General features: G+C 53.4%; 19 protein-coding genes. 11 read left to right on the top strand and 8 right to left on the bottom strand.

All coding sequences use genetic code 11. The features are described from left to right. Positions 1-4: 4 nt before the first annotated feature. The 8 genes from fliL (at position 5) to rcsA (ending at position 5,048) form a co-directional block, all read left to right on the top strand. Positions 5-472 (top strand): flagellar basal body-associated protein FliL, encoded by a 468-nt coding sequence (gene fliL, locus K7B04_RS20225; protein ID WP_223802851.1) that lies wholly within the window; start codon positions 5-7, stop codon positions 470-472. Positions 473-476: 4 nt separating this feature from the next. Continuing rightward, the gene (gene fliM, locus K7B04_RS20230) at positions 477-1,481 is read left to right on the top strand and encodes a flagellar motor switch protein FliM (protein ID WP_064544532.1); all 1,005 of its coding nucleotides are present in this window, start codon (positions 477-479) and stop codon (positions 1,479-1,481) included. Then, entirely contained in the window at positions 1,478-1,891 is a 414-nt protein-coding gene (gene fliN, locus K7B04_RS20235) for a flagellar motor switch protein FliN (protein WP_064544530.1), read from the top strand. The genes fliM and fliN overlap by 4 nt, the downstream gene beginning before the upstream one ends. Before the next feature lies 1 nt (position 1,892). Continuing rightward, the gene (gene fliO / locus K7B04_RS20240; protein ID WP_223802852.1) at positions 1,893-2,330 is read left to right on the top strand and encodes a flagellar biosynthetic protein FliO; all 438 of its coding nucleotides are present in this window, start codon (positions 1,893-1,895) and stop codon (positions 2,328-2,330) included. Further along, positions 2,330-3,067, top strand: coding sequence for a flagellar type III secretion system pore protein FliP (gene fliP / locus K7B04_RS20245; protein ID WP_163448955.1), 738 nt, complete (start codon positions 2,330-2,332; stop codon positions 3,065-3,067). The genes fliO and fliP overlap by 1 nt, the downstream gene beginning before the upstream one ends. 9 nt (positions 3,068-3,076) lie before the next feature. After that, entirely contained in the window at positions 3,077-3,346 is a 270-nt protein-coding gene (gene fliQ, locus K7B04_RS20250; RefSeq protein WP_062778154.1) for a flagellar biosynthesis protein FliQ, read from the top strand. Between the two features lie 5 nt (positions 3,347-3,351). Continuing rightward, a complete protein-coding gene (gene fliR, locus K7B04_RS20255; protein ID WP_163448954.1) occupies positions 3,352-4,146 on the top strand; it encodes a flagellar biosynthetic protein FliR in 795 nt (264 codons plus the stop codon). A gap of 278 nt (positions 4,147-4,424) precedes the next feature. Further along, positions 4,425-5,048 carry a transcriptional regulator RcsA gene (gene rcsA / locus K7B04_RS20260; RefSeq protein WP_163448953.1) on the top strand — a complete coding sequence of 208 codons (624 nt, stop codon included), beginning with the start codon at positions 4,425-4,427 and terminating at the stop codon, positions 5,046-5,048. 48 nt (positions 5,049-5,096) lie between these two features. On the opposite strand, the gene dsrB is transcribed toward rcsA, so the two are convergent. Next, a complete protein-coding gene (gene dsrB / locus K7B04_RS20265) occupies positions 5,097-5,288 on the bottom strand; it encodes a protein DsrB (RefSeq protein ID WP_064544524.1) in 192 nt (63 codons plus the stop codon). Between the two features lie 172 nt (positions 5,289-5,460). Between dsrB and K7B04_RS20270 the strand changes: the two genes are divergently transcribed. Then, positions 5,461-5,667, top strand: coding sequence for a DUF2525 domain-containing protein (locus K7B04_RS20270; protein WP_167575527.1), 207 nt, complete (start codon positions 5,461-5,463; stop codon positions 5,665-5,667). Between the two features lie 315 nt (positions 5,668-5,982). On the opposite strand, the gene dgcQ is transcribed toward K7B04_RS20270, so the two are convergent. From dgcQ to K7B04_RS20285, 3 genes are all read right to left on the bottom strand, one after another. Continuing rightward, complete coding sequence (dgcQ, locus tag K7B04_RS20275) at positions 5,983-7,677, bottom strand: cellulose biosynthesis regulator diguanylate cyclase DgcQ (RefSeq protein WP_223804203.1); 1,695 nt, start codon at positions 7,675-7,677, stop codon at positions 5,983-5,985. Between the two features lie 154 nt (positions 7,678-7,831). Beyond that, positions 7,832-8,014, bottom strand: coding sequence for a DUF2158 domain-containing protein (locus tag K7B04_RS20280; protein ID WP_163448950.1), 183 nt, complete (start codon positions 8,012-8,014; stop codon positions 7,832-7,834). 77 nt (positions 8,015-8,091) lie between these two features. Next, positions 8,092-9,003: a DUF808 family protein gene (locus K7B04_RS20285; RefSeq protein WP_167575526.1), complete on the bottom strand. Its 912-nt coding sequence runs from the start codon at positions 9,001-9,003 to the stop codon at positions 8,092-8,094. Between the two features lie 176 nt (positions 9,004-9,179). On the opposite strand from K7B04_RS20285, the gene yedA reads away from it, so the two are divergent. Next, the gene (yedA, locus tag K7B04_RS20290) at positions 9,180-10,106 is read left to right on the top strand and encodes a drug/metabolite exporter YedA (RefSeq protein WP_223802853.1); all 927 of its coding nucleotides are present in this window, start codon (positions 9,180-9,182) and stop codon (positions 10,104-10,106) included. Here yedA and K7B04_RS20295 read toward each other — a convergent pair. Genes K7B04_RS20295 through drpB form a run of 4 tightly spaced genes read right to left on the bottom strand, consistent with a single transcriptional unit; the run spans position 10,066 to position 13,050 of the window. After that, the gene (locus K7B04_RS20295) at positions 10,066-10,560 is read right to left on the bottom strand and encodes a very short patch repair endonuclease (protein WP_223802854.1); all 495 of its coding nucleotides are present in this window, start codon (positions 10,558-10,560) and stop codon (positions 10,066-10,068) included. The genes yedA and K7B04_RS20295 overlap by 41 nt on opposite strands. After that, positions 10,541-11,962 (bottom strand): DNA cytosine methyltransferase, encoded by a 1,422-nt coding sequence (locus K7B04_RS20300; protein ID WP_223802855.1) that lies wholly within the window; start codon positions 11,960-11,962, stop codon positions 10,541-10,543. The genes K7B04_RS20295 and K7B04_RS20300 overlap by 20 nt, the downstream gene beginning before the upstream one ends. A gap of 54 nt (positions 11,963-12,016) precedes the next feature. Then, entirely contained in the window at positions 12,017-12,724 is a 708-nt protein-coding gene (locus tag K7B04_RS20305; protein WP_163448946.1) for a phosphohydrolase, read from the bottom strand. A gap of 44 nt (positions 12,725-12,768) precedes the next feature. Further along, positions 12,769-13,050, bottom strand: coding sequence for a cell division protein DrpB (gene drpB, locus K7B04_RS20310; RefSeq protein WP_163448945.1), 282 nt, complete (start codon positions 13,048-13,050; stop codon positions 12,769-12,771). Between the two features lie 695 nt (positions 13,051-13,745). On the opposite strand from drpB, the gene ompC reads away from it, so the two are divergent. Continuing rightward, positions 13,746-14,933, top strand: coding sequence for a porin OmpC (gene ompC / locus K7B04_RS20315; RefSeq protein WP_223802856.1), 1,188 nt, complete (start codon positions 13,746-13,748; stop codon positions 14,931-14,933). Positions 14,934-14,974 lie beyond the last annotated feature (41 nt).

Genomic DNA, 14,974 nt, shown 5'->3' on the forward strand with positions numbered 1-14,974 from the left:
TCAGATGACTGACTCCGCTATCAATAAAAAGAGCAAACGCTCGCTCTGGATCCCACTTTTGGTGCTGGTAACGCTCGCCGCCTGCGCCACAGCAGGTTACAGCTACTGGCGCATTGAGCATCAGAACGCCCCGGCCGCGCCAAAAGAAGCGCCGCCGCCGGCCGCACCGGTCTTTTTCCCGCTGGATACCTTCACCGTCAACCTGGGCGATGCCGATCGCGTGCTGTACGTGGGCATCACGCTGCGCATGAAGTCCGAAGCTGACCGCGCCCGTCTGAACGACTATCTGCCGGAAGTGCGCAGCCGCATGCTGCTGCTGTTGTCGCGTCAGGATGCGACTAAACTGGCAACAGACGATGGCAAAAAACAGCTCGCAAACGATATTAAAGAGACGCTGAGCGCGCCGTTAATTGCCGGTCAGCCGAAACAGAACGTTACCGACGTTCTGTACACTGCCTTTATTCTGCGGTAGAGCCATGGGCGACAGTATTCTTTCTCAGGCCGAAATCGATGCGCTGTTAAACGGCGACAGCGACAAATCAAGTGAACCGCTGGCGGGCGCGACGGGCGAAGATGACATTCGCCCCTACGACCCCAATACCCAGCGCCGCGTGGTCCGTGAGCGACTGCAGGCGCTGGAGATTATTAACGAGCGTTTCGCCCGCCACTTCCGTATGGGGTTATTCAACCTGCTGCGTCGTAGCCCGGACATTACCGTGGGGGCGATCCGCATTCAGCCCTACCACGAGTTTGCCCGTAACCTGCCGGTGCCGACCAACCTCAACCTGATTCACCTTAAGCCGCTGCGCGGTACCGGCCTGGTGGTGTTCTCGCCAAGCCTGGTGTTTATCGCGGTGGACAACCTGTTCGGCGGCGACGGTCGCTTCCCGACCAAGGTTGAGGGACGTGAATTCACCCATACCGAGCAGCGGGTGATTAACCGCATGCTCAAGCTGGCGCTGGAAGGCTATAGCGATGCCTGGAAAGCGATTAACCCGCTGGAGGTGGAGTACGTCCGTTCGGAGATGCAGGTGAAGTTCACCAACATTACCACCTCACCGAACGATATCGTGGTGAACACGCCATTCCACGTGGAAATCGGCAACCTGACCGGTGAATTTAACATTTGCCTGCCGTTCAGCATGATTGAACCGCTGCGCGAACTGCTGGTCAACCCGCCGCTGGAAAACTCACGCCACGAGGACCAAAACTGGCGCGAGAACCTGGTACGCCAGGTGCAGCATTCCGAGCTGGAACTGGTGGCGAATTTCGCCGATATCTCGCTGCGTTTGTCACAGATACTCAAACTTAAACCCGGTGACGTTCTGCCGATTGACAAGCCAGACCGCATTATTGCTCACGTCGACGGCGTACCGGTGTTAACCAGCCAGTACGGCACCGTGAACGGCCAGTATGCGCTGCGCGTAGAACATTTGATCAACCCGATTTTGAATTCGCTGAACGAGGAACAGCCCAAATGAGTGATATGAATACTCCACCCGATGACAACAGCGGATCCGTGGACGATCTGTGGGCTGAAGCGCTGAACGAGCAAAAATCCACCTCCGGTAAAAGCGCCGCCGACGCGGTCTTCCAACAGTTGGGCGGCGGTGATGTCAGCGGTACGTTGCAGGATATCGACCTGATTATGGATATCCCGGTCAAGCTGACCGTGGAGTTAGGCCGCACGCGCATGACCATCAAAGAGCTGCTGCGTCTGACGCAAGGTTCGGTGGTGGCGCTGGACGGTCTGGCCGGTGAACCGCTGGATATTCTGATTAACGGCTATTTGATAGCGCAAGGTGAAGTGGTGGTGGTTGCCGATAAATACGGCGTTCGCATTACCGACATCATCACGCCGTCAGAACGCATGCGCCGTCTGAGCCGCTGATATGAGCGCAACCCACTCCGCGCCTGTCGTAACACCATCGCACGCTGCGCCGGCGAGCCACAGCACCACGCCGGTGACGGTGGCGCACGCCAATGAACCGACGACTTCGCCGCTGATTCAGGTGAGCGGCGCACTACTGGGCATTATCGTGCTGATTCTGGCCGCCGCGTGGGTCATTAAACGCGTTCTGCCCGGTACGGTGCAGGGCCGAAGCAGCAGCGGCCTGAAGGTGAGCGCCAGCGCATCGTTAGGGGCGCGTGAGCGGGTGGTGATTGTGAACGTCGAGGATGCGCGGCTGGTGCTGGGCGTCACCGCCCAGCAGGTAACGCTGCTGCATACCCTGCCGCCAGCGCCGCCGGAAAACCCGCCGCCGCAGGCTAACGCGCCGGAATTTGCTTCACTGATGAAAAACATGCTTAAGCGTCCCGGGAGATCCTGATGCGCCGTATTTATTCCCTCGCGCTGGGCGGGCTGCTATTGCTCTCGCCTTCCGCCTTTGCTCAGCTTCCGGGTTTAATCAGCCAGCCGCTGGCCAACGGCGGGCAGAGCTGGTCGTTGCCGATCCAAACGCTGGTGTTTATCACCTCACTGACCTTTATCCCGGCCATTTTGCTCATGATGACCAGCTTTACGCGCATCATCATCGTCTTCGGCCTGCTCCGCAGCGCGCTGGGTACGCCGTCCGCACCGCCTAATCAGGTGCTGCTGGGGCTGGCGCTGTTTCTCACTTTTTTTATTATGTCGCCGGTGATTGATAAAGTTTATACCGACGCGTATCAGCCGTTTAGCGAAGATAAAATCACCATGCAGGAGGCGTTAGATAAAGGCGCGCAACCGCTGCGTGAATTTATGCTGCGCCAGACACGCGAAGCCGACCTGGCACTGTTTGCCCGGCTGGCCAACAGCGCACCGATTCAAGGCCCGGAAGCCGTGCCGATGCGCATTCTGCTGCCCGCCTACGTCACCAGCGAGCTGAAAACCGCTTTCCAGATTGGCTTCACTATTTTTATACCGTTTCTGATTATCGACCTGGTCATTGCCAGTGTGCTGATGGCGCTGGGGATGATGATGGTACCGCCCGCGACCATTGCCCTGCCCTTCAAGCTGATGCTGTTTGTGTTGGTCGATGGCTGGCAGTTATTGGTCGGTTCGTTGGCGCAGAGTTTTTACAGTTAAGGAGTACCCATGACCCCTGAATCCGTCATGATGATGGGCACCGAGGCGATGAAAGTGGCGCTGGCGCTGGCGGCACCGCTGCTTTTGGTCTCGCTGGTCACCGGTCTGATTATCAGTATTCTGCAAGCGGCCACACAGATCAACGAAATGACGCTGTCGTTTATCCCCAAAATTATCGCCGTGTTTATCGCGATCATCGTCGCCGGGCCGTGGATGCTGAATCTGCTGCTTGACTATGTACGCACGTTGTTTAGCAACCTGCCCTACATCATCGGTTAAGCATTATGCTTCACATGACCAGCGACCAGTGGGTTTCATGGCTCGGCCTCTACTTCTGGCCGTTGCTGCGCGTGCTGGCGCTGATCACCACCGCGCCGATACTCAGTGAACGCTCTGTGCCTAAACGGGTGAAAGTCGGTTTGGGGATTATTATCACCTTCGTCATTGCCCCTTCGCTGCCGCCGGTGGATGTGCCGATTTTTTCCGCCAACGCGCTCTGGCTGGCGTTACAACAAATTCTCATCGGTATCGCGCTGGGCTTTACGATGCAGTTTGCCTTTGCCGCCGTACGAACCTGCGGCGAGATTGTGGGCCTGCAAATGGGTCTCTCGTTCGCGACCTTTGTCGATCCGGGCAGCAATCTCAACATGCCGGTACTGGCGCGCATTCTCGATATGCTGGCCATGCTGCTGTTCCTGGTCTTCAACGGCCATCTGTGGCTGATTTCACTGCTGGTCGATACCTTCCACACGTTGCCTATCGGCGGTGAGCCCATTAACAGCAATGCGTTTCTCGCGCTCGCCCGGGCGGGCGGCATGATTTTCCTCAACGGTCTCATGCTTGCGCTGCCGATCATTACCCTACTGCTGACCGTTAACCTGGCGCTCGGGATGCTGAACCGCATGACCCCGCAGCTGTCGGTGTTTGTTATCGGCTTCCCCATCACCCTGACCGTCGGCATTATGCTGATGGCGGCGTTAATGCCATTAGTGGCCCCCTTCTGTGAACACTTATTTAGCGAAATATTTGATCTATTAGCTGATATTATCAGTGAGTTACCACGTATAAATTCTCCATAGTACCCTCCAGGTTATTATGAGGAAATTCCTAAAGTAAATTTGCAAAAACATCTACCAGCATATCGCTGGCGCGGGTTATTTGTTTTTACGTCTTTCACATAACCTAACATTTACTTTACTTTGAGATGATTCCTGGCAAATTATACGTAACTTTACGGGATAGTTGATGCCGCCTGATCGTCTTCATTCTCAATTTTCTATTTTCATTAGGTTCGCTGCGACGATGAAGTTCGAGGGTAATGGGTTAATTATCGTTACGCATTGAGTGAGGGTATGCCATGTCAACGATTATTATGGATCTATGCAGTTATACGCGGCTAGGGTTAACCGGATACCTGGCCAGTCGTGGAGTGAAGAAACGAGATATTGACAATGTTGAGAGCGTAGAAGCACTTACAGAAGTTTGCGCGACTCGTCATCCATCTGTCGTGTTCATTAATGAGGACTGCTTCATCCACGATGTGCAGAGTAGCTTGCATATCAAGCAGATCATTAATCAACATCCCAGGACTTTGTTCATTGTTTTTATGGCTATTGCCAATATTCATTTTGACGAATACCTGATGGTGCGGAGTAATCTGCTAATAAGTTCCAAATCGATAAAACCGGAAACCCTGGATAGCATTCTGGGGAATTATCTGAAAAAAGAAAAATCAGACGTAAAGCAAACTAATATGTCTACTCTGTCATTAAGCAGGACAGAATCAAGCATGCTGAAAATGTGGATGTCGGGACAGGGAACGATTCAGATTTCCGATCAGATGAATATTAAAGCAAAAACCGTATCGTCACATAAGGGTAATATTAAGAAGAAAATAAAAACGCATAACAAACAGGTTATTTATCATGTTGTGCGCCTGGCGGAAAATGTCACCTCGGGCATTTTCGTCAATATGCGCTAGGATATCCAGGCAGGGAAACTGGCGGTAGGGCTACCGCCAGATGATCGATTACGATTCGCTTTTCTCAACAAAAATTCCATCAGGATGGCCCACTTCGTTGAAAAACCAGATCCCCAGCGGATAGTCTTCCAGCGCGACCAGATACATCGTCCCTTCATTGAACTGTTCAATGGCCAGCACCACTCCGGAGCGACGCGGCCCCCCATCGGTTTTGACCGTCACACGATCGTTAACTTGCATAAACGCCTCTCCTGATTGGTTTTTCCCAGTGTAGAACAAAATTGTCATGCTGACAGCGGCCTTGACAACCAACTGGCTAAATATCCACCAATAACAAAAATTGAGCAAAAAGTGAGCAGCATTATACGACGCATGTATAATTATACAGGGCGCGGTAAAAAGGGTATCTGTGATGAAATCAGCGATCGATCCTCGTGACATCAACGTTGATGCGCTACTGGCAGCTATCAACGAAATCAGCGAAAGCGAAATCCACCGTTCGTCGAACGATCCACACCACGTGAGCGTCGACGGTCGTGAATACCATACCTGGCGAGAACTGGCGGAAGCTTTCGAGCTGGATGTTCACGACTTCAGCGTGACAGAAGTGACGCGTTGAAGGCAAAAAAATCCCGACACGTCTGCGTCGGGATCAACCTTGCCGAAGCAAGAAGCATTGAAATATTCGTTACATCAGGAAACCTGACGTGGTGAAACATTATCGTTGTTTATGTTGAATGACAAGAATTATTCACCTAATGAATATATATGACCTCTCCGTCACACATTGTTTCTTCTTTTAAGAACATCGATATAAATCAATCAGATGGCAACTTCCTCTAACCGGAATCATTGATAATGTTTTGGGATTATTCTGATTACAATACTTATCCATAAGCTAAATTTATGATTTTCGCTGCTATGGCCTACGTAATCAGCCTTCCGCACACACCCGATTACGCCCGCCCTGTTTAGCTTGATACAGCCGACCGTCAGCGATCGACTGAAGGTGCTGGAAATCATAGCGCTGTAACTCTTCGCTACTGCACACTCCCAACGAAGCGCTCACCCGCAGCGTCTGATTGCGGCTGATGAGAATTTCACGGCTATAGATGCTCTCACGAATGCGTTCTGCGATAACCACCGCCTGCTCCAGCGATGTTTCCGGCAGCACGATACAGAACTCTTCGCCGCCGACGCGTCCGGCAATATCCGATTTGCGAATTTTATTGATAATCACCCGGCCAATATGGGTAAGCACCCGATCTCCGGCCTGATGACCATATTGATCGTTGATACGCTTGAAGTGGTCCAGATCCAGCTGAATCACCGACATCGGCGCCCCTCGCTGCTGGCTGACAGCAAGCGCTTTACCTGCTCGCTCAAACAGCGCGGCACGGTTATACAGACGGGTCAACATATCGTGCCAGGCGCGCCACTCCAGCGAATCCTGCAGCGACGACATATTGCGTACCATGCGGCGGATGACGGCCCAGGAGATAAGCAGCATGGAGGTGAACAGTATCCACAAAAGGGTTAGCGCGATACTGATGCTGCCAAAGTCACCGCGGATCCCTTCTTCCAGGCTGTGAATGCGCAACAACACGCCGTCGAAATTGCGCAGTTTTTCCCAGCTGATGTAGCGGGAAAGCTGGCGCACGCTCCCCTCGTTATCGTGCTCGTAGGCATATGCCAGCTGCGCCTGAATCTCTTGCGAAAGCTGCGTGCGTTTTTGCGGCTCCTCTTCGGATGAAGCAATCAGATTCATTCGGCGATCGTAGAGCTGATATTCCCCCTCTTCCTCCCCTTCGACAGACTGCATCAGGAACTGGGTCATTTCGTTAACCGACAGCTGAATGGCCAACACGCCAAACCAGTAGTGATCGTAATCGAGCGGTACAGAGGCGGTGACCATCTGGGCTACCGGCACTTTATCGCGGTTGAAGCTGGTGTGCCATTTCACACCGCGCCCCGGGTTATCTCGCTGTGACTGCTGGATAAACCACGGGCTGGTCGCCAGGCTGTAATAGTACTCGGTGATGCCATTGCCCTGATTCTGTTCGGTGCTGAGGTAGAACCCGGCGCGCGAAACGTACAGCATATGGGTTTCAAAACGGGAAAGATGCTGACGCGTAATGGCAGAAAGGCGTAGCAGATAGCCCAGTTCGATGGCGGCCATAAACTCGTTGCCCAGCAGCGAGTTATCACGCGACAGGAGATTGGTGTGTTTGACGAAATTATCCGAGACGCCGTTCAGCGGCAACGTACGGTTGTTGTTTAGCGAGATCCGCCAGTCGGCGAACGCACGCTTGCGCTCAAACTCCTGCTCAGCGGTGCGCAACACTTCAAAGGCCAGAGGCACCTGAAGCGCGGACTCCATACCGTTGCGAAAAAACAGCAAGCGGTCAGTGTTGAACTGCAGCTGCGCGTCCATGTCGTTGGCGACGTTTTTCAGGTTATTGCGCTGGCTGGAGATATACGCATCCTCCAGCACGATGGTTTCGCGCCAGGTCAGCAACGTGGAGAAGAACAGCACCACCAGAAAGCAGATATTCACCACTCGTTCGGGGCTAACCCGACGCGTGAGCCGCGCCCACCATCCTGACGAAGCCGCCGTGGTGACGGTCAAGGGACGCACATTGGCCTCCTGATACTCACAGAACCATCCCACATCCCACTACTGCGTTGCTGAAAATTCATGCTGCTCCATTACACTGCTCTACGACAAAGAGCCCGATAAGATCGGGTCTAAAACGCTTGGCAAATGCCGGGCGTAAACACGGTTATGATGCCTGTTCTTGCTGATGGATGGCGCCGGGAATCAGCTCATCTTCACGGAATGCTTCCCGTTTGACGCCGAAACCATCATACCAACGACACTCCACCATACCGCTGGCATAACCGGTTACCACCATCCGCGGCCCACCGTTTTTGGGCCGGACTTCATCACTGACCAAAAAGACCATTATTGCCTCCGGTATCAGGGTGAAACAGTTTTACATTAGCCTGGTCACGCCCTCTTTGCGTAGCGGAATTGGATTATTTATGCCGACTTTTTACGCAAACGGGCAATGAGATTCACCGCGGCCAACACCACGGCGCCAATGATAAATCCCAGTACCAGATTTGCCAGCGTTGGCAACGCCATGGCCAACCACGCCGACTGCTGCTGGGCAAAACCTTCAATGGCATGATGCAATGGCGCTACGCCGTGAACCACAATGCCGCCGCCCACCAGAAACATCGCCAGCGTTCCCACCACCGAGAGCGTTTTCATCAGCCACGGTGCTACCACCAGCAGGCCTTTTCCCAGCCCTTGCGCCAGCACGCTGCGCTTCTCGGCCAGCCAGTAACCCATATCATCCAGCTTGACGATCACCCCGACAATGCCGTAGACGCCCACGGTCACCAACAGCGCGATGCCGGATAAAATCAGTACCTGATTGAGCAACGGCGCTTGTGCCACAATGCCCAACGTAATTGCCACGATTTCCGCCGACAGAATAAAGTCGGTACGAATCGCCCCTTTAACTTTATCGCGCTCATAGATAGCCGGATCCTGCTGCGCAATCGTCTCCAGACGCTTCTGACGGGCAGCTTCATCGCCCTTGTGCTTACGCGCATGCAGGCTATGCAGCACCTTCTCCACGCCTTCAAAGCACAGATAGGCCCCGCCGATCATCAGCAACGGCGTCACCGCCCAGGGGATAAAGGCGCTGATCAGCAGCGCCAGCGGTACCAGAATCACCTTATTGAGCAGCGACCCCTTGGCCACGCTCCACACCACCGGCAATTCGCGGTTAGCGCGCACGCCTGACACCTGCTGGGCATTCAGCGATAAATCATCGCCCAGCACACCGGCGGTTTTTTTCGCCGCCAGTTTGCCCATCATCGAGATATCGTCGAGTAAAGTCGCGATATCATCTAATAAGGTTAATAAACTACTTCCCGCCACAAGCGACATCCTTCCTTTTTGTTATTGAGAGTAAAGTATGAAGCAAAATAGCGCGGGGTGTAAGAGATACATATTTATAACATAAAAATAACATCAACCCCTTAATTAAAGCACTCGCCAGCGAACTCGTTTTCGCGTTTACTATCAGCCTGCTTGCTATTTTGCCGTGAGGAAGTATGCGTATTAAACAACTGTTACCCCTGGTTGGCGCGCTGTTCGCGCTGTATATCATCTGGGGGTCGACCTATTTTGCCATCAGCATTGGCGTTGCCAGCTGGCCCCCGCTGATGATGGCGGGCGTGCGCTTCCTGTCGGCGGGCGTGGTGCTGATGATGTATCTGCTGGCGACCGGACATCGGCTGCCGCCGCGTGGGCCACTGCTCAACGCGGCGCTGATTGGCGTACTGCTGCTGGCCGTGGGGAACGGCATGGTGACGGTGGCGGAACATCAGCATGTGCCTTCGGGGATTGCCGCCGTCATGGTGGCGACCGTACCGCTGTTCACCTTGTGCTTTAGCCGCTTTTTCGGCATCGCCACCCGTAAGCTGGAATGGCTGGGGATCGCCATCGGTCTGGCGGGCATCGTGCTGTTAAACAGCGGCGGCAACCTTAGCGGCAACCCGTGGGGAGCGCTGTTGATTCTGATTGGTTCGCTGAGCTGGGCGTTTGGTTCGGTGTATGGATCACGTATCACGCTGCCAACCGGCATGATGGCCGGGGCAATTGAAATGCTGGCCGCCGGTATTGTGTTGATGCTGGCCTCGCAGCTCAGCGGTGAACGCTTGACGACGTTACCGGATCTGCACGGTTTTCTGGCGGTAGGTTACCTGGCGATTTTCGGGTCTATCATCGCCATTAATGCCTATATGTATCTGATTCGTAATGTTACCCCCGCCGTGGCCACCAGCTACGCTTACGTCAACCCGGTGGTCGCCGTGCTGTTGGGCACCGGTTTTAATGGCGAGCATCTCTCTGCGACTGAGTGGCTGGCGCTGGCGATTATCATTGCGGCGGTTGTCCTGGTGACCTTAGGCAAATACCTGTTCCCGGCGAAAGCGTCGGCTACTCCCTGCCCAACGAAGAAAGCAGGTTTAGATTCGTGATCCCCTGAATCCCGATCTGCGCGCTGCCTTCGCCGCCGCAGATCCACTCCTCCAACCGTTCGCTCAGCGCGCTATCGCTTAGCTTCTGTCGTCCGCGTAGCGCGCACTCCCATACCACCAGCACTCGCCAGCCCTGTTCGACCAGCAGGCCGATATCCCGTCGATCGCGAGCGGCATTAGCGCCAATTTTCGCCAGCCAGAACTCGGTTCGCGTGGCGGGCACCTTAAACAAATAGCAATCGTGTTGATGCCAGAAACAGCCGTGGGTAAAAATGACGCAACGATAGTCGTCGAGCGTAAAATCTGGCCGCCCCGGCAAACGCGTGTCCTGAGCCCGCCAGCGCAGGCCCAACTGCTCGAGCAAGGACGCCATCCTTTTTTCAATGGCGGTATTCTGCGTACCGATAGCACGCATATTTTTGCTGCGAGTGGCCTTATCGTGAACGTCCGCCATTCTTCTTCTCCGCATCCCGCTTTTGTACCGCTTGCAGGATACGCGACTCCAGCAGCCTGGCCACGGCGGCAAATACCGGCACGATCACCGAGTTACCAAACTGGCGATAGGCCTGGGTATCCGAGACCGGAATGCGAAAGCGGTAGCCCTGCGGCGATTCAAAGCCCATCAACCGCGCGCACTCGCGCGGCGTCAGGCGACGCGGTCGACGTAACTGATTCTGTGGATCGTCAAAATGTTTTTCGCCCAACGTGCGATCCCAGCCGCGATCGATAAGGATCTCCGCGCCGTCTTTGTAATAGCGTGCCGACAACGTACGCGCCACGCTGCTGGCTCGCGTTGGGTCAACCAGGCCATAACCGAAGCCGTTGCCCTTTTCCTGATGCTTACGCGCATAGCGATAGAGGTACTTCCACAGCACCGGCGTCAGGATAAATTTGGCATCGACATTCGGCTCTAACAGCTCGCCAAACGTCGGACGACGCGCAGGGTAAAGCGCGGGAATATCGCGCAGGGTGAAGCCCTGATGCAGGCCTAAATCCCGGCGGAAGCCAACCAGCACAATACGTTCGCGGTGCTGCGGCAAGAAGTGCTGACCGTCGATAATCTTCGGATCATCGGCCCCCGTATCCGCAGCATCGGCAACTTCATAGCCCAGCTCGTCCAGGGTTTGCATGATAATGCGGAAGGTTTTCCCGCCATCGTGACTCTTGAGATTCTTGACGTTTTCCAGCACAAAGATGGGCGGCCTGCGTGCGTCAATAATTCGTACTACGTCAAAAAACAGCGTGCCTTGCGTATCACAGGCAAACCCGTGCGCACGGCCCAGGGCATTTTTTTTCGATACCCCGGCAAGCGAAAACGGCTGGCAGGGAAAGCCTGCGAGCAGAACATCATGTTGCGGAATGCATTGGCGAATATGCGCCTGCGCCTCAGCGTCGCTGACGTCGGTGCGAGCACTGAGCGTGACATCGCGAATGTCGGCGTTGAACTGGTGCTCATGCGGATCGCAGTACCAGTTCGCCTTATAGGTACGCACCGCATGTTTGTTCCACTCGCTGGTGAACACGCACTGGCCGCCAATCGCCTCAAAGCCATTGCGTATTCCGCCAATACCGGCAAAAAGGTCGACAAAGCGGAATGCATAATGCGGATGATGAGCGGGCGGCTTCGGCAGCAACCCAGCAAGATGCGCCTGCTCGTTTTCGCTGAGTCGGGTATTGGCACGCCCCAACGTGACGACACGTTTAACAATAGCCGGGCTCCAGTGCTGTTCCCCTACGGCAACCAGCTCGGCGACAACGGTCTTAAGATCGTAAATCTCCAGGATATGCTCCAGCAGCGCCTGAGCGTCCGGCTCGTCGGGTAACGCTACCTCGTTTGATAAGACTCGTTGTTGCATAAATTTGACCAGATACAGAAAAGGAAAAAGAAAGCGCAAATAAAGGCGAGATTATCACAGTTTGCTGGATTCTTGTGGCGCGAATCGCCGCAGCACATCCGCATCCAGCGACAGCGGGTCGCCCGCCAGTTCGGCGCTCAGTTTTGCCATAAAGTGCACCAGGAAATCAGCATTCTTTTGCGCTAATTCCCGCCCTTTCTCAGTTTGCATCGTCGCAGGCAGGCGCAGCAGTTTGGTCTGGAAATGGTCCAGCGCGTAGGTTTTGTCATCTAACGGCCGGCGATCGGCAAAGGGATCGTCAGCATCGAACAGCGCCGTATTCATCGAACCCGAGACAGCAAACACGCGAGCCAGCCCGATGGCACCCAGCGCCTCAAGCCGGTCGGCATCCTGGACAATTCGCGCTTCTTCCGTTTGCGGTGGGATCCTGGCGCTGAAGCTGTGCGCCGCTATCGCATGAGCGACAGCGCTATAACGTTCGCTGGGGAAATGGGGGAAATCGCGGCGCAGAACGTCTAAAGTTCGCTGCGCCGCCAGCTGTGAGGATTGCGCACGATCAGGGTGATTTTTCGGTAGACTCACCAGGTCGTGAAAATAACTGGCCAGCAGAATGACGAGCAAATCGACCGGCCGCCCTTCCGCTATCTGCCGGGCGGTATGCCACACCCGGCGAAAATGGGCGATATCATGTGAAGCATCGCCGTGAAACTCATGTTGTTCAAACCAGAACTCAACGTCCTGCTGCCATGCGGTTAAATCCATTTTGGGTGTCGCCTGAGTGAATATTTTCCCCCAGCATAGCAAGATTACAGGCGTTCTTCCTGCCCGTAGCGACGAGGGCGCGTGTACCACGCAATGCCGCCCAGCAGCCCGCCGACAATGCTCAGAACCAGAAAGCCCAACAACGCGCCAAGCCATTTGCCGCTGGTCGAGCCCATTTCCCCCTCAAGGGTGGCGCCGGGAATGCTCTGCACATCGCTGATGACCCAAATATAATGACCCATTGCCCAGATAAAGTAGCCGCAAAACGCGTAAAAGACCCACAGCGCCAGCTTACCGCCTGGTCCGCGGCTCGTCCTTTCTTCCATAAAAACACTCTCGTCATGCAATTCATTCAAACGGTCGTCACATTAATGATGTGACGCAAATCACATTATAACAATTTGCGTGCCGCGAGATAGTCTCCAGATCGACCTGTGGGCCACGAAGTGCCGCCACCTTGATCTCTGGCAAGTTTGCGCTGCCTGTGCCGCCATCGCCGTATCGGCGCACAGGGACAATCTCAGTATCTTTATTGTTAATCGCCACTATTTATTCTGTTCTCATACAAAATAGTATTTATTAATCATAATTAACTTCATCATTTCTATATTAAAAAAGAAACGCTAAGACTTTATTTTTCATTTTTATCGTGCCATTATCATGCTTGTTATTAGCCTTTTGTTTATGCATCAAGAAGTTTTTTATGACCTTCCCGACTGTATGCCAGTGCAGTCGGGATTTTTTTTGCCTGTAGCGCCCTTCAATAAAAACATACTCAACATTAATAATTACATCAACACACATCAGCAAAACACATAAACAAATGAATTTCATGGTAATTTAAAATACAAAAAACATCATATATATTACTTTAATTATAAAAGAAATATTTTGAAATATTTAATATAACTTTGTTTCATTTATATCCTGAAATAAATTGAACTCTCAATATAGTATTCGAACACGTAACGCCGGATGACGTTACTATATTCACATGCGTTATCATGCAAAGGAAAGTATAATGAAAATTAAAGCACTGGCACTGCTGGTTCCTGCCTTATTAATGGCAGGCGCGGTAAATGCGGCGGAAATGTATAATAAAGACGGCAATAAAGTTGATCTGTACGGTAAGGTCGACGCACGTCACACATTTTCCGACAACGCTGGCGATGACGGCGATGAAACCTACGTGCAAATCGGTTTCAAAGGCGAAACCCAGATTACCAACGACCTGACTGGCTACGGCCAGTGGGAATACAAAACCTACGCTAACGACACCGAAGGCGCTGGTGACAAATCCTTCAACCGCCTGGCGTTTGCTGGCCTGAAGTTTGCCAACTTTGGTTCCTTCGATTATGGCCGTAACTACGGTACCGTATACGACATTGAAGGCTGGACCGATATGCTGCCGGTATTCGGCGGCGACTCTTACACCTGGACCGACAACTTTATGGTTGGCCGTACCAACGGCGTAGCAACCTACCGTAACAGCGATTTCTTCGGTCTGGTCAACGGCTGGAACTTTGCGCTGCAGTATCAGGGCGCTAACGAAAGCGGTTCAAACAACCAGGAAGGGACTAAAAATGGTCATAACAGCGTTCGTTTCCAGAACGGTGATGGCTACAGCATGTCCACAACGTTTGATTTCGCTGATGCGGTCCCTGAATTACAGGGTTTAAGCATTGGCGCAGCCTACGCAACATCCGATCGTACCAACGATCAGGTTGCCTATGCTGGTGTTAACAATCGCTATGGTAACGGTAAAAACGGTAGTGTAAGCGCCGGCGGCGATAAAGCTGACGTCTGGACCGTTGGTGCGAAATACGACGCCTACAACGTTTATCTGGCAATGATGTATGCGGAAACCCGCAACATGACGCCGTTTGGCGATGATGGTATTGCCAACAAAACGCAAAACTTCGAAGTCACCGCACAGTATCAGTTCGACTTCGGTCTGCGTCCGTCTCTGGCGTGGGTTTACTCCCGTGGCGTAGACGTTGGTGTTCACACCAACAGCAACGGTTCTTACCTGACCGACCAGGATCTGGTGAACTATGTTGACCTGGGTGCAACCTACTACTTCAACAAGAACTTCTCCACCTATGTTGATTACAAAATTAACCTGCTGGATGAAGATTCACAGTTCTACAGCGCCAACGGCATCTCTACCGACGATATCGTTGGTGTAGGCATGACCTACCAGTTCTAAGCTGTACGCGATAAGCAAAGCCCGCATTATTTTGCGGGCTT

It is taken from the genome of Kluyvera sp. CRP, assembly GCF_019930565.1.
GTDB lineage: Bacteria > Pseudomonadota > Gammaproteobacteria > Enterobacterales > Enterobacteriaceae > Kluyvera > Kluyvera georgiana_A.

Bases quoted from the DNA above. Each gene is read 5' to 3' on its own strand.
- fliL (WP_223802851.1), top strand. From the start codon at position 5: ATGACTGACTCCGCTATCAATAAAAAGAGCAAACGCTCGCTCTGGATC.
- fliM (WP_064544532.1), top strand. From the start codon at position 477: ATGGGCGACAGTATTCTTTCTCAGGCCGAAATCGATGCGCTGTTAAAC.
- fliN (WP_064544530.1), top strand. From the start codon at position 1,478: ATGAGTGATATGAATACTCCACCCGATGACAACAGCGGATCCGTGGAC.
- fliO (WP_223802852.1), top strand. From the start codon at position 1,893: ATGAGCGCAACCCACTCCGCGCCTGTCGTAACACCATCGCACGCTGCG.
- fliP (WP_163448955.1), top strand. From the start codon at position 2,330: ATGCGCCGTATTTATTCCCTCGCGCTGGGCGGGCTGCTATTGCTCTCG.
- fliQ (WP_062778154.1), top strand. From the start codon at position 3,077: ATGACCCCTGAATCCGTCATGATGATGGGCACCGAGGCGATGAAAGTG.
- fliR (WP_163448954.1), top strand. From the start codon at position 3,352: ATGCTTCACATGACCAGCGACCAGTGGGTTTCATGGCTCGGCCTCTAC.
- rcsA (WP_163448953.1), top strand. From the start codon at position 4,425: ATGTCAACGATTATTATGGATCTATGCAGTTATACGCGGCTAGGGTTA.
- dsrB (WP_064544524.1), bottom strand. From the start codon at position 5,288: ATGCAAGTTAACGATCGTGTGACGGTCAAAACCGATGGGGGGCCGCGT.
- K7B04_RS20270 (WP_167575527.1), top strand. From the start codon at position 5,461: ATGAAATCAGCGATCGATCCTCGTGACATCAACGTTGATGCGCTACTG.
- K7B04_RS20280 (WP_163448950.1), bottom strand. From the start codon at position 8,014: ATGGTCTTTTTGGTCAGTGATGAAGTCCGGCCCAAAAACGGTGGGCCG.
- yedA (WP_223802853.1), top strand. From the start codon at position 9,180: ATGCGTATTAAACAACTGTTACCCCTGGTTGGCGCGCTGTTCGCGCTG.
- K7B04_RS20295 (WP_223802854.1), bottom strand. From the start codon at position 10,560: ATGGCGGACGTTCACGATAAGGCCACTCGCAGCAAAAATATGCGTGCT.
- K7B04_RS20300 (WP_223802855.1), bottom strand. From the start codon at position 11,962: ATGCAACAACGAGTCTTATCAAACGAGGTAGCGTTACCCGACGAGCCG.
- K7B04_RS20305 (WP_163448946.1), bottom strand. From the start codon at position 12,724: ATGGATTTAACCGCATGGCAGCAGGACGTTGAGTTCTGGTTTGAACAA.
- drpB (WP_163448945.1), bottom strand. From the start codon at position 13,050: ATGGAAGAAAGGACGAGCCGCGGACCAGGCGGTAAGCTGGCGCTGTGG.
- ompC (WP_223802856.1), top strand. From the start codon at position 13,746: ATGAAAATTAAAGCACTGGCACTGCTGGTTCCTGCCTTATTAATGGCA.